The 23,294-nt window shown below is 39.1% G+C and carries 18 protein-coding genes; 6 read left to right on the top strand and 12 right to left on the bottom strand.

Translation table 11 applies throughout. From position 1 onward, the window contains the following. Positions 1-402: 402 nt before the first annotated feature. Positions 403-1,308 (bottom strand): LysR family transcriptional regulator, encoded by a 906-nt coding sequence (locus tag M2R48_RS00340; protein WP_262084758.1) that lies wholly within the window; start codon positions 1,306-1,308, stop codon positions 403-405. Positions 1,309-1,628: 320 nt separating this feature from the next. Between M2R48_RS00340 and M2R48_RS00345 the strand changes: the two genes are divergently transcribed. After that, positions 1,629-2,318 carry an aspartate/glutamate racemase family protein gene (locus tag M2R48_RS00345; protein ID WP_262084759.1) on the top strand — a complete coding sequence of 230 codons (690 nt, stop codon included), beginning with the start codon at positions 1,629-1,631 and terminating at the stop codon, positions 2,316-2,318. 71 nt (positions 2,319-2,389) lie between these two features. On the opposite strand, the gene M2R48_RS00350 is transcribed toward M2R48_RS00345, so the two are convergent. The 4 genes from M2R48_RS00350 to ribF form a co-directional block, all read right to left on the bottom strand. Beyond that, positions 2,390-2,875 carry a peptidylprolyl isomerase gene (locus M2R48_RS00350; protein ID WP_004818226.1) on the bottom strand — a complete coding sequence of 162 codons (486 nt, stop codon included), beginning with the start codon at positions 2,873-2,875 and terminating at the stop codon, positions 2,390-2,392. Next, positions 2,868-3,407 carry a signal peptidase II gene (gene lspA / locus M2R48_RS00355; RefSeq protein ID WP_004718873.1) on the bottom strand — a complete coding sequence of 180 codons (540 nt, stop codon included), beginning with the start codon at positions 3,405-3,407 and terminating at the stop codon, positions 2,868-2,870. Before lspA ends, M2R48_RS00350 begins: the two co-directional genes overlap by 8 nt. Then, positions 3,400-6,240 (bottom strand): isoleucine--tRNA ligase, encoded by a 2,841-nt coding sequence (gene ileS / locus M2R48_RS00360; RefSeq protein WP_262084760.1) that lies wholly within the window; start codon positions 6,238-6,240, stop codon positions 3,400-3,402. Before ileS ends, lspA begins: the two co-directional genes overlap by 8 nt. A 61-nt stretch (positions 6,241-6,301) precedes the next feature. Beyond that, positions 6,302-7,303, bottom strand: coding sequence for a riboflavin biosynthesis protein RibF (ribF, locus tag M2R48_RS00365; RefSeq protein ID WP_262084761.1), 1,002 nt, complete (start codon positions 7,301-7,303; stop codon positions 6,302-6,304). A 207-nt stretch (positions 7,304-7,510) separates the two neighbouring features. Between ribF and M2R48_RS00370 the strand changes: the two genes are divergently transcribed. Continuing rightward, entirely contained in the window at positions 7,511-8,641 is a 1,131-nt protein-coding gene (locus tag M2R48_RS00370) for a TDT family transporter (protein ID WP_262084762.1), read from the top strand. Positions 8,642-8,658: 17 nt separating this feature from the next. Here the strand turns inward: M2R48_RS00370 and M2R48_RS00375 are convergent, their stop codons facing one another. Then, positions 8,659-9,807 (bottom strand): tetratricopeptide repeat protein, encoded by a 1,149-nt coding sequence (locus tag M2R48_RS00375; protein WP_262084763.1) that lies wholly within the window; start codon positions 9,805-9,807, stop codon positions 8,659-8,661. Between the two features lie 106 nt (positions 9,808-9,913). Between M2R48_RS00375 and M2R48_RS00380 the strand changes: the two genes are divergently transcribed. Further along, complete coding sequence (locus tag M2R48_RS00380) at positions 9,914-10,630, top strand: nucleotidyltransferase domain-containing protein (RefSeq protein WP_262087426.1); 717 nt, start codon at positions 9,914-9,916, stop codon at positions 10,628-10,630. 49 nt (positions 10,631-10,679) lie between these two features. On the opposite strand, the gene M2R48_RS00385 is transcribed toward M2R48_RS00380, so the two are convergent. The 4 genes from M2R48_RS00385 to M2R48_RS00400 form a co-directional block, all read right to left on the bottom strand. Further along, positions 10,680-11,981, bottom strand: coding sequence for a solute carrier family 23 protein (locus M2R48_RS00385; RefSeq protein ID WP_004718863.1), 1,302 nt, complete (start codon positions 11,979-11,981; stop codon positions 10,680-10,682). Positions 11,982-12,299: 318 nt separating this feature from the next. Further along, complete coding sequence (locus M2R48_RS00390) at positions 12,300-12,761, bottom strand: hypothetical protein (protein WP_262084764.1); 462 nt, start codon at positions 12,759-12,761, stop codon at positions 12,300-12,302. A 14-nt stretch (positions 12,762-12,775) separates the two neighbouring features. After that, positions 12,776-14,095, bottom strand: coding sequence for a LysM peptidoglycan-binding domain-containing protein (locus M2R48_RS00395; protein ID WP_262087427.1), 1,320 nt, complete (start codon positions 14,093-14,095; stop codon positions 12,776-12,778). Between the two features lie 2 nt (positions 14,096-14,097). After that, positions 14,098-14,529 (bottom strand): hypothetical protein, encoded by a 432-nt coding sequence (locus M2R48_RS00400; protein WP_262084765.1) that lies wholly within the window; start codon positions 14,527-14,529, stop codon positions 14,098-14,100. Positions 14,530-14,592: 63 nt separating this feature from the next. Between M2R48_RS00400 and M2R48_RS00405 the strand changes: the two genes are divergently transcribed. Continuing rightward, complete coding sequence (locus M2R48_RS00405) at positions 14,593-15,258, top strand: hypothetical protein (RefSeq protein ID WP_262084766.1); 666 nt, start codon at positions 14,593-14,595, stop codon at positions 15,256-15,258. Positions 15,259-15,299: 41 nt separating this feature from the next. Here M2R48_RS00405 and ppc read toward each other — a convergent pair whose 3' ends face one another. Both ppc and M2R48_RS00415 read right to left on the bottom strand, forming a co-directional pair. Then, on the bottom strand, positions 15,300-17,990 hold the full coding sequence (gene ppc, locus M2R48_RS00410; RefSeq protein ID WP_096732458.1) for a phosphoenolpyruvate carboxylase: 2,691 nt from the start codon (positions 17,988-17,990) through the stop codon (positions 15,300-15,302). A 226-nt stretch (positions 17,991-18,216) separates the two neighbouring features. After that, positions 18,217-18,837, bottom strand: coding sequence for a TetR/AcrR family transcriptional regulator (locus M2R48_RS00415; RefSeq protein ID WP_262084767.1), 621 nt, complete (start codon positions 18,835-18,837; stop codon positions 18,217-18,219). Between the two features lie 149 nt (positions 18,838-18,986). On the opposite strand from M2R48_RS00415, the gene M2R48_RS00420 reads away from it, so the two are divergent. Together M2R48_RS00420 and M2R48_RS00425 are read left to right on the top strand one after the other, a co-directional pair. Beyond that, positions 18,987-20,087 carry an efflux RND transporter periplasmic adaptor subunit gene (locus M2R48_RS00420; RefSeq protein WP_262084768.1) on the top strand — a complete coding sequence of 367 codons (1,101 nt, stop codon included), beginning with the start codon at positions 18,987-18,989 and terminating at the stop codon, positions 20,085-20,087. A 2-nt stretch (positions 20,088-20,089) separates the two neighbouring features. Continuing rightward, positions 20,090-23,236 (top strand): efflux RND transporter permease subunit, encoded by a 3,147-nt coding sequence (locus tag M2R48_RS00425; RefSeq protein ID WP_151801881.1) that lies wholly within the window; start codon positions 20,090-20,092, stop codon positions 23,234-23,236. Positions 23,237-23,294 lie beyond the last annotated feature (58 nt).

Raw genomic sequence — 23,294 nt, forward strand, 5'->3', positions numbered from 1 at the left:
TTCCGCAAATGTGAAGCTATGGCCCTATTGGGTAAACTGAAAAAATCAAAGCAGATGATAGCGATTTAGTTAGTTTTAAAAATGAATATCAGCGTGGTGCTTAATTAAGTATTTAACGTGAGTTTGATTTAAAGATATCTTTAATATATTGAAAAACAATGATCTTGACGGAGTCTTACTGAACTGTCATTCAATTTCAGGATCAGCCTGCGGCTCGCCCTACTTTTGTTTCGACAAAAGTAGGCAAAACCATTGTCATCCGCAAAACTCGTCAACCACCAGCGACGTATTCAATGAATCGCAGAAACAATACTTTATGCATGAGGTCCTGCCTCAGACAGTTGCGGATGACGTTTCCGAGTATCATATTTCATCAAGAATTTTATATCGAATTCAGATTATTTAAACTAAAATCAGTTTCGATTTTTGTGAAATTAAGAATTGGGCAAAGTGTTGATATGCTGTTGGAAGTTCATCAAAATTTTGAGCAGCCAATTGTAGTTGACGTTTTGCCCATTCACCGACTAGTTCAATTTGATCAAATGCATAGAGTTGATTGAGTCGCATTGCTGCCCGTTTGGGCATAATGGCAATGCCGACACCACTCGCAACTACTTGAGCGATCGCAGCAAAATTTGGCAATCTTAAACGATACTGAATTGCACAATTAAGCAATTTGGCTTGGTTTTCAATCGACTGCTGTAGAGAGTGATATTGCATTAAACCCACAAAGGCATAGTTCAGTGTATCGACCAGTCTAAGTTGTGTTCGCTGGCTTAATTCATGATTTGATGGACAAATCAGCACTAACGGATCATCTGAAAAGGTTAAAGTCTGTAATTGATGTGCATTAAAAAAGCTCGAAATTAAGCCGAGTTTTGCATTGCCTTTTTCAAGGGTCTGAATAATTTCATTACTTTCAGCTTCTTGTAGATCAATCTGAATATGGGGGTTTTCAACTAAATACTGAGGAAGTAATAAGGGCAGATATTCACTTTGTGCAGATGAATTACACCACAAAGTCATCTGTGTGCTTAGACCTTTTGCGAAGGGTGACATCGCTTGTTCAAGCTGTTTACTTTGTTGTATTAGACGTAAAGCCTGTTCTGCAAAAGTTTGACCTGCAATTGTGAGTTTGACCCCAGAGGCATGGCGGGTAAAAAGGCTTGTGGCATATTGTTGTTCGAGTTTTTTAATACGTTCACTGGCTGCCTGTAGTGAAATCGACGAGCGTTCTGCGCCTTTGGTGAGGCTTCCTGTGTCCACGATATTGATAAACAGTTGCAAATCGAAGAAGTCTAGGCGCATGCGAATCATAAAGAGCTGAAATGAGATCAAAGTATAGCTGAATAATCATACAAATATGCGATATCGTGTAGATTGTTTCAGCGGTAAGTAGGACGAGATTTAAATTGAAACTATGAATGAAGGCTTGATCACGACGATATCGTACGATAGTCACAGGATATTTTAAGCGATTGTATTGGAAAATATATGGGCTTGAAACAAAAGTAACTTGATTGATATTGATCATATGCCTGACTTGCTCAATTTGAGTCTACAACGCAAACCATTGATGAAATATCAAAAGACCCTAGAAAAGATGAAAATTCTAAGCGAGCAAAAAAGTGAAAACGATTGGTTTATTAGGTGGAATGAGTTGGGAATCTACAGACTTGTACTATCAGCAGCTGAATAAAAGCATTCAACAAAAATTAGGAAAATTACACTCTGCAAAAATTGTTTTAATCAGTGTTGATTTCGCTGAGATAGAAATATTACAGCGTCAAGGCTTATGGGACGATGCAGCACTGTATTTAAAAGAGAAGGCAATTCAGTTGGAGAAAGCTGGGGCAGAAGGGATCTTACTGTGTACCAATACCATGCATAAAGTTGCTTCTGCTATTGAAAACTCGGTCTCAGTTCCATTTATTCATATCGCTGATGCAACAGCAAAAGACGTTTTAAATCAGAATATTGGCAAAGTCGGTTTGTTAGGTACTCAATTTACCATGGAACAAGACTTCTATAAGCATCGGTTAGAAGAACAAGGCATCAATGTACTGGTGCCTAACCAAGCGCATCGACAGCTGGTTCACAATATTATTTATGATGAATTGTGTTTAGGTGTGATCAAGGAAGAATCTCGTCAGAAATACATCCATATTGTTGAACAGCTAATATTAGAGGGTGCTGAAGGCATTATTTTGGGATGTACAGAAATTTGCATGCTCATTGGAGATACTCAGTTTTCTGTTCCGCTGTTCGATACAACGTCGATCCATGTGCAAGCTGCTGTGGATTTTGCTTTGTCTTGACTTTTTGAGGTGGGTATTTGTATCAATAAAAAAGCTCCCGAAGGAGCTTTAAATATTATATAAGCAAAGGCTTACATAATTTTCACACCTTGTTGACCCGCAGGGGTAACTTTGAAGATTTCTACTTCAAACGTGATATTTTTACCTGCGAGTGGATGGTTGAAATCCACTTCAGTGATGTCTTCACCGACAGTTTTAACCACGCCAAATAGACTTTGTTTGGCTTTGTCTTCAAACTCAATCATGTGGCCTTCAACAGGACGTTGTTCAAATTTTACTGTATCGAATTTTTGCACATTTTCAGAATTCCACGGACCGAAAGCATCTTCTGGTGGAAGGCTAACAGTACGACGGTCACCTGCACGAAGACCAAATAAGGCTTTTTCAAAACCTGGCAATAAACTGCCATCCCCGATCACTAAGCTTACAGGCTCTTCACGGCTACGTGTGTTATCAATTTCAACACCACTTTCGATAGCAACAGAAAAATGCAGTTCTACTTTTGAGCCATCCGCAACACGCGTTTCGTCATTGGGGTTAATCATTTGTTCAGTCATTTTGCGCTTCCGCACGTTGAATACGATGCTTTTCTAAAAAGAAGGTATCAATTAACAATAAAATCGTACCGAGAGTGATCGCACTATCGGCAATGTTGAATGCAGGGAAACTACTGCCTTGGTAATGCAAATGAATAAAATCGACCACATAACCTAATGTTACCCGATCAATTAAATTCCCCAATGCACCGCCAAGAATCAATGCGATTGCAGCAGGTAAGATCAGCGTGGTTTTTGGCATACGCATAAGCCAAAAAATAAAGATGATCGATACAACGCCTGCAAGACCTGTGAATAAATAATGCTGCCAACCACCCGCATCAGACAAGAAGCTAAATGCTGCGCCGTAATTATGCAGTAATGTCCAATTTAAGAAGGGCAGTACAGGTACAGGTTGAGCATAAGTCAGCTCTGCACTTGCAATGTTTTTTGTCCATTGGTCAATGATAATGGCAAGGACAGAAAGTCCAAGCCACATCAAATTATGCGGATAAAACTGCAATAAGCCCTTTTTATTTTGCGGATTAGGCATATTTTCTCTCTTCACCTTGACCTGTAGGAAGGTTAATAATACAACGAGAACAAAGGCCTGGATGTGCATGATGTGTATTCACATCTGGAAGGACATGCCAGCAACGTGCACATTTTTCCCCTTCAGCAGCAGAAACTTTAACACGTAGGCCTTCAAGCTCTGTTGCTTCACCTTGCTCAGCGTAGTCATAAACAATTGCTTGAGAGGTGATCAAGACAAAACGAAGCTCATCGCCCAATTGCTTCAAGACGTTTTGTAGGTCTGTATTTGCCCAAAGTTCAACTTTAGCAGACAGGTTACTACCAACCAATTTAGCATTACGCGCTGTCTCAATCTGTTTATTAACCGCAGATTTGACTTCAATTAAGGTTTGCCAATCTGCTTCAGAGATCAAGTTTGTACTTGATGCCACTGGAATATCATACCAATGCGCTGTAAATACATATTTTTCAGTTTGTTCTGGAATCAATGGCCACGCTTCTTGTGCTGTAAAGCTCAAGATAGGGCTCATCCAACGAACAAAGGCTTGAACCAAATGATACAACGCGGTTTGAGCAGAATGACGTGCTGTTGAATCAGCTTTAGTTGTGTATTGGCGGTCTTTGATGATGTCTAAGTAGAAACCACCCAAATCATTGATACAGAAACTGGTCAAAGCATTGGTGACGACATGGAAGTTCATATCTTCATAAGCTTGTTGAATGGTTTTCTGTACGTCTGCTGCACGTTGTAGGATGTATTGATCTAATGCAATCAATTGGTCCACAGGTAACGCATCTGTTGATGGTTTAAAGCCGTTCAAGTTTGCCAATAAGAAACGTAAAGTATTACGAATACGACGATAGCTGTCACTTACACGGCTAAAGATTTCGTTACTTGCGGCAATTTCATAACGATAATCGCTTGATGCAACATATAAACGTAAACCATCAGCACCTAACTGCTTGATGATGTCTTCAAGTGGGATAAAGTTACCCAATGATTTCGATAATTTGCGACCTTTTTCATCCACGGTAAAACCATGCGTAAGCAGGGCTTTATAAGGTGCACGTTTATGGATCGCAATCGACGTGAGCAATGAAGACTGGAACCAACCACGATGTTGGTCAGAACCTTCAAGATATAAATCAGCAGGATCTTGCAGTTCTGCACGTTCACGCAATACTGCATAGTGCGTTGTACCTGAGTCAAACCATACATCGAGCGTGTCACGAACAGCATTGTACTGTTCAGCGTCATCACCGATAAATGCTTTGGCCTCACGGTTATACCAACCATCAATGCCTTCTTTTTCGATGAGCTTCGCCACATCTTCAATGAGCTCTGCGGTACGAGGGTGCAATTCATTGGTATCTTTATGTACAAAGAATGGAATCGGCACACCCCAAGTCCGTTGACGAGAGATACACCAGTCTGGGCGACCTTCAATCATTGACTTGATACGGTTTTTACCCCAATCAGGGACAAAGTCGATGTCGTTTTCAATTGCATTTAAAGCATCTTGGCGTAACCCATTCGCATCCATGCTGATAAACCACTGTGGGGTTGCACGGAAAATGATTGGTGTTTTATGACGCCAGCAATGCGGATAACTGTGCTTAATTGGCAGATGTGCCCAGAGTTTGCCAACATTGGTTAATGCTTCAATGATTTTTGGATTGGCTTTATAAATGTGCTCGCCTGCAAAAAGAGGTGCAGTCGGTAAATATACACCATTACCACTTACAGGGTTTTCTACTTTTAAGTTATAGATTAAGCCAACTTTATAATCGTCCACACCATGTCCAGGTGCAGTATGCACAGCACCTGTACCACTGGTTGCAATGACATGTTCACCTAAAATCACAGGTACTTGACGATCTACAATCAATGGATGTTGTAATTGTAAGTTTTCGAGCGTCGCACCAACAAAGTCAGCCAATACTTTTGGTTGTTCAAGTTTGTAACGTTCACATGCAGATTCAACTAAATCTTTGGCTAAGATTAAGTTTTGTGTACCACGCTCAGACTGAACTTGCACCAATTGATAGGCAATATCCGCATGTAAGGCAACCGCTTGGTTTGCAGGTAATGTCCAAGGTGTCGTTGTCCAAATCACGATATCTGTTGGATTGTTAACGCTGACACCCACTTTTGCAGACAAATCAGCAAGATCTACAACACCGAAACCCACATCAATTGCATCAGATTTTTTATCTTCATATTCCACTTCTGCTTCAGCAAGTGATGATCCACAATCCATACACCAGTTCACTGGTTTTAGACCAGGTTCGATATGACCTGCTTTGGCAATTTCACCGAGCGCGCGAACAATATCTGCTTCTTGTTTGAAGTTCATGGTGAGATATGGATTATCCCAGTCTCCAAACACGCCCATACGAACAAAGTCTTTTTTCTGTAATTCGACTTGGGTATATGCATATTCACGGCAGGCTTTACGGAAAGTCGATGCATCAACTTTTACGCCAACTTTACCGATTTTTTCTTCGACTTTGAGTTCGATTGGTAGACCATGACAGTCCCAACCTGGAACATAAGGTGCGTCAAAATCATCTAAAGTACGACTTTTAACAATAATGTCTTTTAAAACTTTATTGACGACATGACCTAAATGCAATGAACCATTTGCATATGGAGGACCGTCATGCAGAATATATTTTTTCTTGCCAATACGCGAAGCACGAATCTGCTGATAAATGTTGTCGGCATACCACTCTTCTAACCATTTTGCTTCACGTACTGCGAGATTTGCTTTCATTGCAAATTCAGTACCTGGTAGGTTTAGCGTGGCTTTATAATCCACTGCATTTTCAGAAGTTTGCTTATCGCTCATGCAAGTTGTCATCCAATATTATCAGCACCATTGCTGACGCGTTTTACAATAAAAGTTTAAGTTAAAAAGGAAATTTGGGGGTGTTTTTGCGAAACTCAAGCAAACGCTCGACATCATCATCAATTCCCGCCTGAAGCGCTTCAAGTGATGGGTAATTTAATTCACCATGTAAATAGTCGAGGAAAGTGACTCGCATTAACAGACCATACAGATTAGCAGAAACATTTGGAAAATGTACTTCTAATCGCCATTCTGGATGTTCTTGTTTGATTGCAGGGCGTGTTCCCACATGGCCCGCACCAAATAACGCATCTGTTTGATAGCCAGCAACACCTATTTTATCGGGGTTCTCAGCTCTGACTTTCTGTGTCAATGAGGTACTTTCACAAATAACATCAACAGCATAAATACCACTTAAACAGGGTTTATGACGGCCAAGTCGAACATTGATGGTTGGAAAATTCAAAGTACGACCAATTTGATCACCATATTGCACACGACCAATCATGCTGTATGGACGACCTAATAATTTTGCTGCAAGTGATAAGTCACCCGCTTGGAGAACTTGGCGAATACGGGTTGAACTGACACGTTCGCCATTAAATTCAATGGTATTGAGATTGGTGACATCAAAACCATATTGTTTTAAAAATTCACTATTGCCTTGACGGTCTTTACCGAAGTGAAAATCATCACCTAAGATCAAACTTTGCGCATTGAGTTTGTTTTTTAACAGGCTTGCAAAGTTTTCAGCACTTAAGCTACGGAATTGATTATCAAATTTAGCGATAGCAATATAGTCGACACCCAATTCAGATAAATATTCTACTTTTTCTCTGAGTGATGAAATCCGTGGTGGTGCTTCATAGCCTTTGAAAAACTCTAAAGGTTGTGGCTCAAAAATCATCACCAAGGTTTTTAAATTTTGGGCTTTCGCCACTTCTTTGAGTTGAGAAACCATCGCCTGATGTCCCAAATGGACACCATCAAAATTGCCAATCGTCACAGCGGTTTGGGGCAATTGAAAATTTGGTGCTAAGGCATTTAGACGTAACAGCTGCATGGTTTCAAAATAAGCTTAAAATTTGAAAGGACTATATATTGCCATAATCTCACAGTTTCGTCTTTGTTGTTGTGTTTTTATCCAGAAAAAAATGACTGAGAATACTTTTATATCAGCAAAGTTGATTCATTTTATGAAATTAAATCAATTTTATTTATTAGAAGATGCTTTTATAATCAATTTATCTGCTGAAATGAGGATGAAGCAATGAAAAAGCCATTTTACCAACTTGAACAAACAGGTGATGTGATTCGACAGTTTACGCCAAACTGGTTCACCATGACCATGGGAACAGGGGTTGTTGCACTGATCTTGCCTGAATTTCCGTTTGCATCTGATTTTTTATGGCAGGTGGCAACTATTTTATGGCAGTTCAACACACTACTGTTTACTGTATTTATCATACTGTATGTTCTACGCTGGCTCATCTATCCTCAAGAAGCGAAGCAGATTTTTTCCCATCCCGCAATGGCACTCTTTTTAGGTGCAATTCCAATGGGGTTGGCAACGGTACTAAATGGCTTTTTAAAATATGGCATACCTATGTATGGTGATGTTGCGTTCCAAATTGCGCAGTTGTTGTGGTACGTCGATGTGGTTTTAGCGGTGGGTATCGGGGTGCTGGTACCGTTTTGTATGTTCCATAAACAAGATCATCAATTGCATACAATGACTGCAATGTGGCTATTGCCAATTGTGGCCTGTGAAGTTGCAGCAACATCAGGCGGCTTACTTTTAGCGCATATACATGCTAGTCAACAGGCAGTGGCTATTTTATTCGCCAGTTATATGCTGTGGGGGATGTCTGTATTGCCTGCTTTTGGGATTCTCACCATTCTGATGTTACGTTTGGCTGTACATCAATTGCCGAGCAAAGAGTTGGCAATTACGAGCTGGTTAGCTTTAGGGCCAATTGGTACAGGTGCATTGGCACTCTTGGTTCTAGGTGCTCAGGCTCCTCAAGTCTTGGCATTGATTCAGTTAGAAAATTTAGGTGTGTTCTTTCAAAATGCTGGGATTGTGGCAAGTTTTATTTTGCTTGGCTTTGGTGTGTGGTGGGTTGCAATCGCAGTTCTAACCACACTTAAACATGCGGCAACCGAGCTACCATTTAATCTTGGTTGGTGGGGCCTGACTTTCCCACTGGGTGTATTTACCTTGGCAATATTGAGTTTAGGTCACCAATTACATCTCAGTTTTATTGTAGATACAGGCTTAGCATTTGCTGCAATTTTAATGATGTTGTGGGTGATGGTGATGAGCAAAACTTTGCGGGGAATGTATCAAGGGAATTTGTTTTTCTCTCCCTGTTTAAAAGCTATGTTGGAAAGAGAGTGAATATCAATAGTTCAGCTTTAAAAATATAGCAAAGTATTTGTATTTTTAACTTTATTTAAAATCTCTTTAGCTTCAGGCAGTCCTAGATCAGCAGCTTTACTAAACGCCTCAAGAGCCTTGGTAGAGTTTTGAGGTATACCTAAACCTTTAGAGTGCATGACTCCTAAATTATATAATGCTGAACTATGATTTTGATTGGCAGCTTTGTTAAAAGCATCAAAAGCATTTTTATAATTTTGAGCTACGCCTTCACCATCTCTATACATAATGCCCAAGTTGTAGGACGCAGTGGGGTCTCCTTGGGCTGATGCCTTACTATTCCACTCAAATGCTTTGGAATAGTCTTGTTTTACACCCTCACCATCTCTATACATTTTTGCTAGGTAAAGTTGTGCTGTAATAGAGTTTTGATTGGCAGCTTTATTGTACCACTCGAAAGCTTTTACAAAATTTTGTTGAGTACCTTGACCAGTATAATAACCATAAGCTAAATTTAATTGGGCATTAACAAGACCTTGATCAGCTGCTTTAGTCCACCATTCAAATGCTTTAGTATAATTTTGTTCTACGCCTTTTTTATATAAATACATGTTTCCAAGATTAAATTGAGCTTTACTATTCCCTTGATTAGCCGATTGAGTATACCAGCTTAACGCTTGCTCATAATCTTGTTTAACATATTGCCCATAAGCATACATTAAACCTAAATAAAACTGAGCATCATCATTTCCTTGAAATGCAGACTTTGTAAATAATTCAAACGCTTTTGCATAGTTTTTATCTGTACCATTGCCATTGTAATAGTTATTTCCAAGGTTAAATTGAGCAATGGCAACACCTTGATCTGCTGCTTTTGTATACCACTTGATTGCCTTTACAGAATCTTGTTTTATGCTGTCAGCATATTCACCAAAGTCATATAGAACTCCTAGTGCAAATTGAGCTGTTGAATGCCCTTGATCAGCAGCTTTGGTGTACCAATCTAAAGCTTTGATGGGGTTTTTTTCTGTTTCTTTTCCTTGCAAGTAGATGTTGCCTAATCTGAATTGTGCATTGGAATTTCCTTGTTCCGCAAGAAGTTGAATATCTTTAAGAGTTTGATTTTCTGCGAGGAGAGGATTTATTGTTAGGCATATAATGAGAGTAACAAAAAAAAATTTATTCATGTTCATCATTTTTAGTTTTTATAGTCTAATTAAAATGAGTATATTTTATTTTGTCTCAATTGTTAATTTTTTTTAAAAATTAAAAAGTGAATGAATGTTGCAATCAATGAGGATTCAAAAAGCATTTCAGCCCGTGCTAGAAGAGGTGATTAACGCTTTTAGTCGCAGCTTTGCCGAAGATTTACATAGTATCTATGTTTATGGCAGTGTCGCTCAAGGCATTGCAATTATCGGTCAGTCAGATTTAGACCTTTGTGTTGTTTTTAAAAATAAACCTAAAAATTTAAATGAAAAAATTGCTGAAATAAGCGCAAATCTTAGGGTTTTACACCCATTTATACCTAAAGTTGATGTCGATATTGGTTTTCTAGACGAGGTTTTAAATGAGCATTCCCTACAAAGTTGGGGAGCATGGATCAAATTCTTTTGTCAGCACATTTATGGAGAAGATTTATCTGCGCTTTTTAACGATGTTCAAATTGATCGAGATGTAATTAAGGCGATAAATAGTGGTTATGATGCAGATATACAAGGGTATTTACGCATATTAGAGGCATCTGATCAAACAGCAAAAGAATTAATCAACCTTAAAAAATCTTTAATTAAACGGATAATACGACTGCTTCCTTTAACATTGGATAATATAGAAGGATGGCCATGCAATTTAAATGATACTGTGGCACAAGCGATAGATGTATATCCTGAACAAAAAGCAGCGTTTCAATACTTGTTAAACGAACTTGATCACCCAAATGTATCGAGTGAGACCTCTCTCCAAGAAATAAAAAACGTTTATTTGTGGATAGATGCTCACATTATATAAAATAAAAAAAAGCAGCCTTTTGGCTGCTTAAAATAGGTTCAATTTATAATTATGATTTATCTTTTAAGCTAAAGAACCAGTTCAGAATCAATGCTGCAAACGTTGCAGTACCAATACCACCCAAGTTGAAATCACCAAATTGAAGGGCAAAGTCACCCGTTCCTAAAATGATTGTTACTGCGGCAACCATCAAGTTTTTATTTTGAGAAAAATCGACTTTATTTTCAATCCAAATCTTCGCACCCGCAATGGTAATTAAACCAAAGACCACGATTGAAGCACCTGTTAAAATCGCCGTTGGAATGGTATGAATAACTGCGCCAAATTTAGGTGAAAACCCTAAGAAAATTGCAAAAATACCAGCAATGACAAAAACAATCGTAGAATAAACACGCGTAACGGCCATTACACCAATATTTTCACCATAGGTGGTCATACCAGGTGCGCCGACACCACCAGAAAGCGTGGTTGCAATACCATCTGCAACAAAAGCTTTACCAATTTGTGGATCTAGGTTTTCGCCAGTCATGGCACTGACTGCTTTGATATGCCCCAAGTTTTCTGCCACTAAAATTAAAGCAATCGGGGCAATAATTAACATTGCATTGAGATCAAAAACAGGTGAATGGAAAGTGGGTGTACCAAACCATGCAGCTTGTTGAATAGGCGTGAAATTAATCGGTGTTCCATTTCCCATTACATTTGCAACAATGAAATAGATCAAATAAGCCAATAACAATCCGACTAATAGTAATAAGCGTTGTAATAGCCCTTTCGTGAATACAGCAATTGAACCCATACACAGTACAGTGACCAAGGCCATCCACATATTAAAGTCATTACCAGCGACACCTTTCACCGTAACAGGCGCAAGGTTTAAACCAATGATCATGACCACTGCACCAGTCACCACTGGTGGCATGAGTTTTTCAATCCATTTGGTTCCCGTTGCCATGACGAGTAAGCCGAACATTGCATACAACACACCACATGCCATGATCCCGCCAGCTGCAACAGCTAAATTTGCATTTGGTGTACCTGTACCTGATGCAGCATAGCCAGTTGCAGCAATTACGACCCCAATAAAGGCAAAGCTTGAACCTAGGTAACTTGGAACACGACCACCCGTAACAATAAAAAATAAGATGGTACAAATCCCTGACATTAAAATGGCAAGGTTTGGGTCAAAGCCCATTAAAAAGGGCGCGAGTACAGTTGCACCAAACATGGCAAATGCATGTTGAATCCCTAAAACGACACTTTGCGCAGGAGGTAAATACTCATTGGTACCGACAGGTCTTGCATCAATGCTGCCAGAATAAGGACGCCATTTGGGAAACCAGTTGGACATAAATTGAGCACTCAAAAAACAAATTGGACACATCATACGCTTTCTTTTCGAGAGTTTTAATCATTTTAGTCAAACTAAGCACTTGCATTTATTAGGGAAAATTGATGTTTTGTACCATTTGGTCAAATATTTGAATGATGTTAGTGCGTAAAATCAAAGTATTAAAAAATATAAATATAAAAAAGAAGAATAATTCAGGATTTTGTAACTGCTTAAATTTTTTCCATTCAAATTGAGATTTTTTTGCAATTGTTGATGAATTAGGCATTTTATTTGTGTGAAATTGCTTCTATTCTAAATTAATAGTTTCATTTTTCGTTAGCACTGATTCAACGTTCTTCTGTTTATATACTTTATATAATTTTGAAATTCTTTTTCTAACTCGACAAGATTTTTATTATTAATCATATGCTTCTCATATTTTGGAATTTTCGACTTTAGAGTTCCTTCATTATTTAAAACAGTATAACTATAATTTTCTCTGTAACCTGTTAAAAATTTTGAATTGAAAAAATATAATATTGTCTCAGTTCCATATACTCCAGAATCACCATCTATTTGAGAAATAATCACACAATTTTTTTTATCTAATTTATAGATACTAATTTCATTATCAAAGACGGGACCTCCATTTTCAATTTCATAATCTATGATAAAGCTCTGTAAGATTTTAAATTTATTTTTAATTTCATATCCTGTATATTTATAAGAATCAGTGATTTTAGTTGTACAACCTCCAACTATAAAAATAAAAAATAACAAGGCTAAAACATTTTTCATAAACACTCCGAAAGCTAAAAATTTAATTTTTTATAATTACTTATACCAAGTACTAAAAGTTGAGGTCTTAAGTCACGCCATGTTTTTCCATTCGGATGTAATTCGAAATGAGGTCTATCAATTAGGGATTTCCATCGACCACCCCATACTAATCCTAATTGTTCACCAATTGGTCCTAATTTTTTATGATCTTCTTCTGCACTATTTCTTCTGTCTTGTGGAGATAATTTCTGATTATAGGCAACAATTTCACCATCTCGCACAGACCAAACATCTACAGCCAAACCATATTGGTGATAACTTTTTAATGGTCCCGCTTTTGTAACCCCGCCAGATAAAGCGCCTTGTGCTGCAGGGCTTCTATAACCATCCGTAATTGTCCAACATATGTTGAGTGTTTGGTAGCCAGTATTAATTAATTGAATTATGTAGGGTTGATATATTGGATGAAGTTCAGAAATTCTAGCTAATGCCCGTTTGTAATGCTTTTCTCCTCCACATGCCTCTGGTAATAAGCCACTAGTATTGACAGGATCAAATGCTTCCACTTCAGCCACAGGAGATTCTTCTTTGTTTTGAGAAGCATTCTGTTTTACTTTTGGTGGCGTAGATTTCTTATCTTTCTTGCTCTCAATTTTAGCTTTTGCTTGAGTGAGCCCTACTTTACGCTCATAAACTTTTAACTTTTGATTCTCACGGAGATGATCATCGCTTAGCCCATTAAGCTTTTTAATTTCATCGACCGTATTAGCTGTAAGCTTTGCAATTAAAGTTAATGTATCTTTGTACTGAACCACAATGATCGTGGTTTTTTCTTGCTGACGAGGTTTTGTTTCTACTGGCTTAGTTTTATTTTCAAGTGTTGCTGTTTTTTTGACAGGGATTTTTAGCACTTGCCCAGGATGAATATCTGTATCACTTTTTAAATTATTTATTTTGATCAATTCTGATGTCGTTGTTTGATTATCATTCGCTATTCGAGATAAATAATCACCTTCAGCCACAATATAGGTTGATCTTAGATAAGTACCAGTTGCCACATCCTTTGTAGAAAGATTCACGCCTTTCAGTAAAACTTTTGGGCTACGAACAATAAAAATTGTTTTTTCTCCAACCAGCTGTATTTTGACTTTAGATTGATATTCCCCAGATGTACTACTTCTGATCCTCACATCAATCATCGTGCCTATAGGTCGCTTAAACCAAACAGATTCACCACTGGCAGGAGTAACATGATCAGATATAAGAGAAGACCCCACCCAAAGTTGATGGACTAATCCTTGAATAGGTTGTTCTAATGCATCAAGAAATTTAATATTTGCTAAGCAATTCATCATTAAACCTCTTGATCATGCTGGTCATGTGAACGGCATAGGTATTCAAACGCGTCCTCATCGTCAAGACCATCATCTACAGACACGGTCCAATCTTCTTCTGTACCAATGAGAATATCGTAGTTATCATTATGGTCCGAGCTTAGTCTTTGAGTTCGCCCATGCTGATCCAGTGTTCCTGAAACATAGGTGTTATTTTTATTATTGATGAGTTTATATTTCACATTAGAAAAATCAGTCTGGTAAAAAAGATCATAAAAATCCCATTTATTACTAAATAGAGTCTCTTCTTTTAAGATAGGAAGTGTTGGAATTTCAGCTTTAACACGACTTCCCGTTTTAAACTGATGTTGCCCGGCAAAAACTTTAAAATCATTTGGTGTTTTAATTGTTATGCCATTTTTTGAAATGATGATTTGTGAACCACCAGCCATGACTATACCATTTATTAGTTTGTTGATATTATATGTTTAGCATATCTTACAAAAATGAACAATATGACTTTTATCATTGCTATACAACTTGAGGATGGTGTAGTGGTTGCTGTAGATAACAAAAACATTCAATTAAAAGATAAAAATATCAATGATTTTGAGGAATATGACGATGTAAAGTTGTATGGGTGGGATGGCGGTGTTATCACGGGAACGGGTGAAATGTATGTCATTGATAAAGCAATAAGACTTTTTATTAATAATGCTGAATCTGATCTTAAAAAATTACCAGAATGTTTAAATATATCGAGACAAATTCGTGAAATGGAGGTTGGTCAGCATGAGCAAATCCAATCATCCAAATTGCTCTATTCAAGCTTTAGTGATTCAGGTGCAAAAATTTTTGCGGTTGAATGTGATGAAACAGGCGTTTATCGAACTCGTGAATTTCAAAATAACGATGTAATCGTTTGGTTTTTTAACCAAAATATTCAGGAAATAACGCAAGATTTAAACAACTTGTATAGCAATGCACGAAGTTATAGTTCTTTTGAGCAACAAGCAGATGGGTTTAATTATTACCTTCATCCTATTGCAGAAATTTTCTATAAACAAAGTCAAGTCGATACTTGGATGAGTAGCAGTTTTAATATTTGCTTCCAAACAAGAAGCCAATGCTTTTCTGCCTATATCCATAATCAAAGAAATGACTTTATCAAGGGTCACTAAGTTGAAGGGGTACCTATGTACCCCTTCAAAGAAACTTGAACTTAACCCGTATTACGTAAACCTGCCGCAATACCAGCAATACTGACCATCAGTGCATGATCTACAGGCGTATGCTCCGCCTGACATTCAGCCAAGTATGCACGACGACGTTTCATCAATTCGGCTTGTAATAAATGCAAGGGTAATAAATACGGCTTACGTACTTTCATGGCTTGATCAAGTACATCATTGGAACTTAACAGCTGCGATTCACCTTTCATCGCCAACAGGGTTTGTACTGCATCATGCAAGCGTTGACGTAATTCAGCACCAAGTACTTTTAAGTCTTCATCATCGGTAAGATGAGATTCATAATACAGTGCAATATTTGAGTCGGCTTTAGAGAGAACCATTTCCAACATATCAATTAAGGTTTGGAAATAAGGCCATTCCGTTAACATTTCATCCAATACCGCTTTTTGACCTTGATCAATCACTTGGTTGATCGCTGCGCCAGTACCCAGCCAAGCAGGAAGCATTAAACGAATTTGGGTCCAGGCAAAAACCCAAGGAATGGCACGTAAAGATTCGATCCCACCACTGACTTTACGCTTCGCAGGGCGTGAACCAAGTGGCAACATTTGTAACTCAAGCTCAGGGGTGACGGTACGTAAATATTTAACAAAATGAGGATTTTCACGCACAGTCTGACGATACACCTGAACAGATAAATCCGTCATGCTGTGCATCAAATCTCGCCATGCTTGTTTTGGCACAGGGGGTGGTAATAATGTCGCTTCTAAGGTCGCAGCAGCATAAATTTCCAAATTTTGTAAGGCAATTTCTTCTAGACCAAATTTAAAGCGAATCATTTCACCTTGTTCAGTCACACGGATTGCGCCTGAAATTGAACCCGGTGGTTGAGAAAATAATGCTTGTTGCGTCGGTGCACCACCACGACTGATTGAACCACCACGACCATGGAACAAAGTCAGTTGAACGCCGTGTTGTTTGGCAATTGCCGTTAACTCTTCTTGCGCACGATACTGGGCCCAGTTTGCGGACATAAAGCCAGCATCTTTGGCCGAGTCCGAATAGCCAATCATGACTTCGTGCTTAGCTTGGATATGCTGTTTATACCAGTGCATATTGAACAGGGTACTCATGGTACTTGCAGCACCATCCAAGTCTTTCAAGGTTTCAAATAAAGGAACAACGCGTAATGGATGCTCAATTCCCGCTTCTTTTTGTAGTAACAGTACCGCCAAAACATCACTTGGATATTCCGCCATTGAAATGATATAAGCGCCTAAGCTTTCTTTGGGTTGTTCAGCCAAAGTACGCATGGTTGCAAAGACTTCTTGAACATCAGGGTTTTCAATCAGACTACCTGAAGGCTCATTTAAATGTTTAGGCAATAATGGGCGTTTGCTTTGTAATTCTTGCAATAAGAAATTTTGACGCGCTTGTTCTGTCCATGTCTCAAAATTACCCAAACCGAGATATTCAGTAATTGCTGAGATGGCTTGGCGATGACGACCAGACTCTTGGCGAATATCCAGTTTAAGCAATTCAATACCGAAACAATTTACCCGATAGATAAAGTCGAGCAATTTACCATTGGCAATCTCAGGTAAATTACATGCCATCAGTGAACGATAGCAAAGTAATAACGGTTGTAATAATTCATCTTTATGGCGAATGATTAAACTGCGATCTACATCTGAATGTTGACCACGTAATTTATCAGCCAACCATTGACGGGTTGCTTTGAGGCGTTCACGGGTCGCACGTAAATATTCACGGTAAGGTTCAGGATGACTATAACCCAAAGCTTGAAGTAGCTCATTGGAATAGGCTTCAATCGAGAGTTCCCAACGAAGATCTTCGATATCACGTACATAAAGGTCAGCCGCTTTCCAGCGTGACAACCACAAAACTTCTTGAGTAATGTTATGGGTGACATTCGGATTACCATCACGGTCACCCCCCATCCAAGATGCAAAACGAATTGGAGAAATATCCAAAGGCAAAGCTTTTGCACAATTGTCCTGAACGAGGTCATCCAATTCACGGATGAATTTTGGAACCGCATTCCATAAGGTCTGTTCAATCGTGGTAAAACCCCATTTTGCTTCATCTATCGGGGTTGGGCGATGCTGACGGATTTCGTCAGTTTGCCATGCAGAACAGATCAGTTGTTTTAAATCGGTTAACACATCTGCACGTTGCTTAGGTGTCAGTTTTTGCTGGTCAAAAGTAGACAGGCAATGATTAATGCCATCATATTTTTGGATTAAAGTACGACGACTGACTTCGGTTGGATGCGCCGTGAGAACCAATTCAATTTTTAATTCACAAATTTGTTTATAGAGCGTTTCTGCTGAAATTTGCTGATCTTTGAATTTGCTAAACAAATGATCCAGCACATTGGGTGATGGTGAATTTTCATCGCACTCACTTTGACGACGACTACGCACAACGTGATATTGTTCAGCAATATTGGCAAAATTTAGAAAGTGTGAAAAGGCGCGGGTGAGTGGCAGAATTTCATCATCTTTTAAATTTAAAAATAATTGTTCAAGTTGTTTTTCTGCTTCAATTTGACCATCTCGAGCACCTTTACCTAAAGCCCGAATTTGTTCAATTTGATTAAACAAATCTTGTCCTGCATGTTCCTTTAGCGTTTCGCCTAAAAGGTTTCCGAGTAAGCGTACATCTTCACGCAGCGGAGCATCAATTTGTTGAACCATTTGTTACTCTCCAGTTCTTGTTATCTCGAATATAACGTGATTCCACCACAATCCAAGAGACTCCCTACAAAAGTATGTAAATGACTGTGCAAGAAGTCGACTTTGGCTTAATTTTAATTTGGATATTTAGCTTTAGTTTTTGCCCTTTTGATATCAACAAGCCTATGCGATATGCATTGAGTATGCCTTAAACAACAATTGGACATTATTTTGTTTTTAAATAATTTCAGTTGGCTTTATATTTCATCATAAATAAATCAATACTTTCGGTGATGATTTGCTGTTTTTCATCTTCGGTGGGAATTGGGCGGATCCCCAATAAGACCTCGTGGTGTCGAACACCCAATAATAATGACAGAATCAGATTGATTTGTTTTTCAATGTTATCTGCTTGAATAAATTTAAGCGTGCCCGCTTGTTGGAAAAAATCTTGCCAGACTGCACACATTCTTTGATGGGAAGAATTATAAAATTGTAAAGCCAAAGGATTTTTTTCTGCGGCAAGTTCTAACAGCAAATGCTCAAGTTTAATGGCTTCAGGTAAGCTAATAACAGTGAGTGTCAACTCGCACGCCTGAAAAAAATGCGCATAAAAATTACTTTGAGCATTGAGCTGCAATGGCCGGGCATTGATGGATGCAGCACAAGTCTCTTCAATGGAGCAGCAAAATAAAGTTTCTTTATCTTGAAAATGGTTATATACCGTCAGCTTTGTGACGCCTGCTTCTTTGGCAATTTGGTTCATGCTTGAACCATGATAACCCAATTTTAGAAATAGCTTTTTGGCGGCTTCCAAAATGTGTTTCCGTTTTTCTAAGTCCTTGGGACGTCCAGCTGTTATTTGCACAATAAGTTCCAAAAAAAGAAAAATAGGTCAATTACTCTATACACGATTCACAATTACTGTACCATGCAGTATATTAATTAAAAAATGAGCAAATAAATATACTCATTCTATTTTGCCCGAAAAAATGCATTTGATTAAGAGCCTTGCCTATGCGTAGTTTAAATTTAATGATCACGAGCCTATTGGTATTGTGTAGTGTAACAATAGTGGGGTGTAGCAAACCAGCACCTGAAGCGGAACAAATTCCCTTGGTGATGGTGACGCAACCTGCAACATCACATGAAGACCAAAAAAGTTATGCGGGGGATGTTCAAGCTCGACAGCAAACAGCATTGGCATTCCGTGTCGGGGGACAAATTACAGAACGCTATGTCGATGTTGGGGCTCGTGTCAAAGTTGGGCAAGTCTTAGCAAAACTTGATGTGAAAGATGCCCAATTACAATTGAATTCAGCCAAAGCACAACTTGAAAGTGCACAATCTGCGGCTAAGGCTGCAGCAGATGAATTTAAACGCTTTCAGCAGCTCTTACCGATCAATGCCGTGAGTCGTTCACAGTATGATTCAGTGAAAAATCAATATGATGCTGCTCAGGCAAGTTTAAAACAAGCCCAATCTAATTATGATGTGAGCGCCAATCAAACAGGTTATAACCAATTGATTGCCAATAAAAATGGGGTGATTACCCAACGTAATATTGAAACTGGGCAAGTGATTTCAGCAGGGCAAGCGGCATACCAACTGGCGATTGATGGTGATCGTGAAGTGGTGATAGGTGTACCTGAACAAGCCATTGCCGAGATTAAAGTCGGTCAAAATGCATGGGTAACTTTATGGTCTAAACCTCAAGATCGATTTGCTGCCTATGTTCGAGAGATTTCTCCAGCAGCCGATCAATCACGTACATTTATGGTTAAAGTGGCTTTAAAAGAAGGGCAGTCCGCTATTCAACTTGGGCAAAGTGCGCGGGTATTTTTTAATCAAAATATTCAAAATGTATTGAGTGTGCCTTTATCTAGCGTCTCAGCAAACAATAATCAAGCCTATATCTGGGTGGTGAATCCAGATCAAACGATTCGTAAAGTTTCAGTGACTTTGGGCAGCTATGGTCGTGACAGCGTTACTGTTGTGAATGGCTTAAGTCCTGGGCAATGGGTGGTTGTAGGAGGGGTACATTTACTTCGTGAAAAGCAAAAAATAAAACCGGTAGACCGTGAAAATCGTGCTGTAACTGTTCAAAAAGGAGCATGATCATGAGTCCATTTAACGCCTTTAACTTGTCAGAATGGGCACTCAAAAATAAAGGATTAGTACTTTATTTTATGATTTTGCTCGGTATTGTTGGGCTATTTTCCTATTCAAAACTCTCTCAGAGTGAAGATCCACCCTTTACTTTTAAAGTCATGGTGGTACAAACCTATTGGCCTGGTGCAACAGCTCAAGAGGTTTCTTTACAAGTTACCGATAAAATTGAAAAAGAACTGATGAGCACAGGGCTCTATGACAAGATTATGGCTTACTCGCGTCCGGGTGAGTCTATGGTCATGTTTATGGCAAAAGACTCATTAAAATCTAACCAAATTCCAGATGTTTGGTATCAAGTGCGTAAAAAAGTAGGCGATATCAAAACACAGTTACCTTCTGGTGTTCAGGGGCCGTTCTTTAATGATGAATTTGGTGACACCTTTGGGAATATCTATGTCCTAACAGGCAAAGATTTTGATTATGCAACGTTAAAAGAATATGCAGACCGTTTGCAGCTTCGCTTACAACGGGTTAAAGATGTCAGTAAAGTCAATCTGGTGGGCTTACAAGATCAAAAAATCTGGATTGAGCTTTCCAACACCAAAGCCGTGCAAATGGGCGTACCCGTTACTGCAATCCAAGAGGCTTTGGCAAAGCAAAACAGTGTGACCAGTGCAGGCTTTTTTGAAACAGGCACTGACCGTATTCAAGTGCGAGTCAGTGGTGCTTTAAAAAGTGTCGATGACTTGAAAAAAATGCCATTGTTGGTGGGAAATAGAACCATTCAACTGGGCGATGTTGCTGACGTTTATCGTGGATTTAGTGAGCCTGCACAACCTCGCATGCGTTTTATGGGCGAGAACGGGATTGGTTTAGCAGTTTCTATGCGTAAAGGCGGTGACATCATCGCATTGGGTAAAAACCTAGAAACTGAATTTAAAACCTTACAAAAATCACTGCCTTTAGGTATGGAGCTGAAAAAAGTTTCAGATCAACCAGTGGCTGTACAACGCAGTATTCATGAATTTGTCAAAGTTCTTGCAGAAGCGGTCATTATTGTTTTATTGGTGAGCTTTTTTTCGCTGGGTTTCCGTACAGGTTTGGTGGTGGCATTTTCGATTCCACTGGTGCTTGCGATGACTTTTGCAGGCATGAATTTATTTGATGTTGGCTTGCATAAGATTTCTCTAGGGGCCTTGATTCTGGCCTTAGGGTTATTGGTCGATGATGCCATCATTGCCGTCGAAATGATGACCATCAAAATGGAGCAAGGTTATAGCAGGATGAAGGCTGCTGGTTTTGCATGGACCAGTACAGCATTTCCGATGCTGACAGGAACATTAATTACCGCAGCAGGTTTTTTACCTATTGCTACAGCCGCATCAAGCACAGGGGAATATACCCGTTCAATTTTCCAAGTGGTGACCATTGCCTTAATTGTTTCATGGATTGCTGCTGTGGTTTTCGTTCCTTATCTAGGCGATAAGTTACTTCCAGATTTTAACAAAGTGCCACAAAAAGCGCCGTGGTATCAGCGTCTTCTCGCAAGATTACGAAAGCAACCAGAACCTCAGCCAGTGATTCATCATACTGGTGAGCATTTTGATCCATATCAATCTAAATTTTATCAAAGCTTTAGAAAATTGGTGAACTGGTGTGTGACTTATAGAAAAACCGTCATTTCAATTACGGTTGGGGTTTTTGTTCTGTCTGTGGTGATGTTTAAGTTTGTACCCCAACAATTTTTCCCGTCTTCAAACCGTGCCGAAATTTTGGTTGATTTAAAATTGGAAGAAGGTGCATCACTGACTGCAACTGAAGATGCCGTGAAGAAAGTCGAGGCATTTTTATCCAAGCAAAAGGGCATTGATAATTATGTTGCTTATGTAGGAACAGGTACACCACGCTTCTATCTGCCTTTAGATCAACAGATGCCACAAGCCAGTTTTGCACAATTTGTGGTTTTAGCATCGTCATTGGATGATCGTGATGAAATTCGTAAATCCTTAGATACACAAATTCGCCAATTATTGCCGCAGGTGCGTATCCGTGTCTCTTTATTAGAAAATGGTCCTCCAGTCGGCTATCCATTGCAATTTCGTGTATCGGGTGAAGATATTGCGATTGTTCGTCAGGAGGCGCAAAAAGTTGCTCAACTGGTGGGTGAAAATCCAAATACCGCAAATGTTCATTTGGACTGGGGTGAGCAAAGTAAAATCATTTCTTTGGTGATTGATCAAGACCGTGCCCGTCAAATGGGTGTGACCTCAGAAGATTTGGCGAATTTTTTAAACAGCTCAATATCGGGTGCAATTATCAATCAATATCGTGAAAAACGTGAGCTGATTGATGTTCGTATCCGCGGTGATCAGGCTGAGCGAGTCAATGTTGAAGCATTATCCAGTCTTGCTGTTCCAACAAGCAAAGGCACCACCGTACCTTTGGCGCAAATCGCTACACTCCAATATAAATTTGAAGATGGTTTGATTTGGCACCGCAATCGTTTACCGACCATTACTGTACGTGCAGATATTCGGACCAAGTTACAGCCTGCAACGGTGGTCAATGAGCTGGCTGAAAAAATGGATCAGCTTCGTACAACCTTACCAAGTGGTTATTTGCTAGAAGTTGGTGGCGCGGTAGAGGAGTCGGCAAAAGGGCAAACTTCTGTAAATGCAGGGATGCCATTATTCCTTGCGGTGGTATTTACTTTGCTGATGCTGCAGTTAAAGAGTATTTCGCGTTCATTCATTGTATTTTTGACAGCGCCGTTAGGTTTAATTGGGGTGGTGTTATTCCTACTCTTATTCAATAAGCCTTTTGGTTTTGTGGCGATGCTGGGTACAATTGCATTATCTGGAATGATTATGCGTAACTCACTGATTTTGATTGATCAGATCGAACAAGATATTCGAGCTGGTCAGAATCAATGGGATGCGATTTTGGATGCTACAGTTCGTCGATTCCGTCCCATTATTCTGACCGCCTTGGCAGCGGTATTGGCCATGATTCCGCTTTCTCGGAGTATTTTCTTTGGACCAATGGCAGTGGCCATTATGGGTGGTTTAATTATTGCGACACTTTTAACGTTATTTTTCTTACCAGCGTTGTATGCGACTTGGTTTAAGATTAAAAAAACTACAGAAAATACATAAATTGTTGAGAATATTAGGTGCGAAAAATTGAAAACTTCAATATAGTAGCACTTAATCT

The organism is Acinetobacter sp. I-MWF (assembly GCF_025433935.1).
GTDB lineage: Bacteria > Pseudomonadota > Gammaproteobacteria > Pseudomonadales > Moraxellaceae > Acinetobacter > Acinetobacter guillouiae.

Bases quoted from the DNA above. Each gene is read 5' to 3' on its own strand.
- M2R48_RS00385 (WP_004718863.1), bottom strand. From the start codon at position 11,981: ATGTCCAACTGGTTTCCCAAATGGCGTCCTTATTCTGGCAGCATTGAT.
- ribF (WP_262084761.1), bottom strand. From the start codon at position 7,303: ATGCAGCTGTTACGTCTAAATGCCTTAGCACCAAATTTTCAATTGCCC.
- lspA (WP_004718873.1), bottom strand. From the start codon at position 3,407: ATGCCTAATCCGCAAAATAAAAAGGGCTTATTGCAGTTTTATCCGCAT.
- M2R48_RS00400 (WP_262084765.1), bottom strand. From the start codon at position 14,529: ATGGCTGGTGGTTCACAAATCATCATTTCAAAAAATGGCATAACAATT.
- M2R48_RS00370 (WP_262084762.1), top strand. From the start codon at position 7,511: ATGAAAAAGCCATTTTACCAACTTGAACAAACAGGTGATGTGATTCGA.
- M2R48_RS00375 (WP_262084763.1), bottom strand. From the start codon at position 9,807: ATGAATAAATTTTTTTTTGTTACTCTCATTATATGCCTAACAATAAAT.
- M2R48_RS00425 (WP_151801881.1), top strand. From the start codon at position 20,090: ATGAGTCCATTTAACGCCTTTAACTTGTCAGAATGGGCACTCAAAAAT.
- M2R48_RS00390 (WP_262084764.1), bottom strand. From the start codon at position 12,761: ATGAAAAATGTTTTAGCCTTGTTATTTTTTATTTTTATAGTTGGAGGT.
- M2R48_RS00405 (WP_262084766.1), top strand. From the start codon at position 14,593: ATGACTTTTATCATTGCTATACAACTTGAGGATGGTGTAGTGGTTGCT.
- ppc (WP_096732458.1), bottom strand. From the start codon at position 17,990: ATGGTTCAACAAATTGATGCTCCGCTGCGTGAAGATGTACGCTTACTC.
- M2R48_RS00340 (WP_262084758.1), bottom strand. From the start codon at position 1,308: ATGCGCCTAGACTTCTTCGATTTGCAACTGTTTATCAATATCGTGGAC.
- ileS (WP_262084760.1), bottom strand. From the start codon at position 6,240: ATGAGCGATAAGCAAACTTCTGAAAATGCAGTGGATTATAAAGCCACG.
- M2R48_RS00420 (WP_262084768.1), top strand. From the start codon at position 18,987: ATGCGTAGTTTAAATTTAATGATCACGAGCCTATTGGTATTGTGTAGT.
- M2R48_RS00395 (WP_262087427.1), bottom strand. From the start codon at position 14,095: ATGAATTGCTTAGCAAATATTAAATTTCTTGATGCATTAGAACAACCT.
- M2R48_RS00350 (WP_004818226.1), bottom strand. From the start codon at position 2,875: ATGACTGAACAAATGATTAACCCCAATGACGAAACGCGTGTTGCGGAT.
- M2R48_RS00380 (WP_262087426.1), top strand. From the start codon at position 9,914: ATGAGGATTCAAAAAGCATTTCAGCCCGTGCTAGAAGAGGTGATTAAC.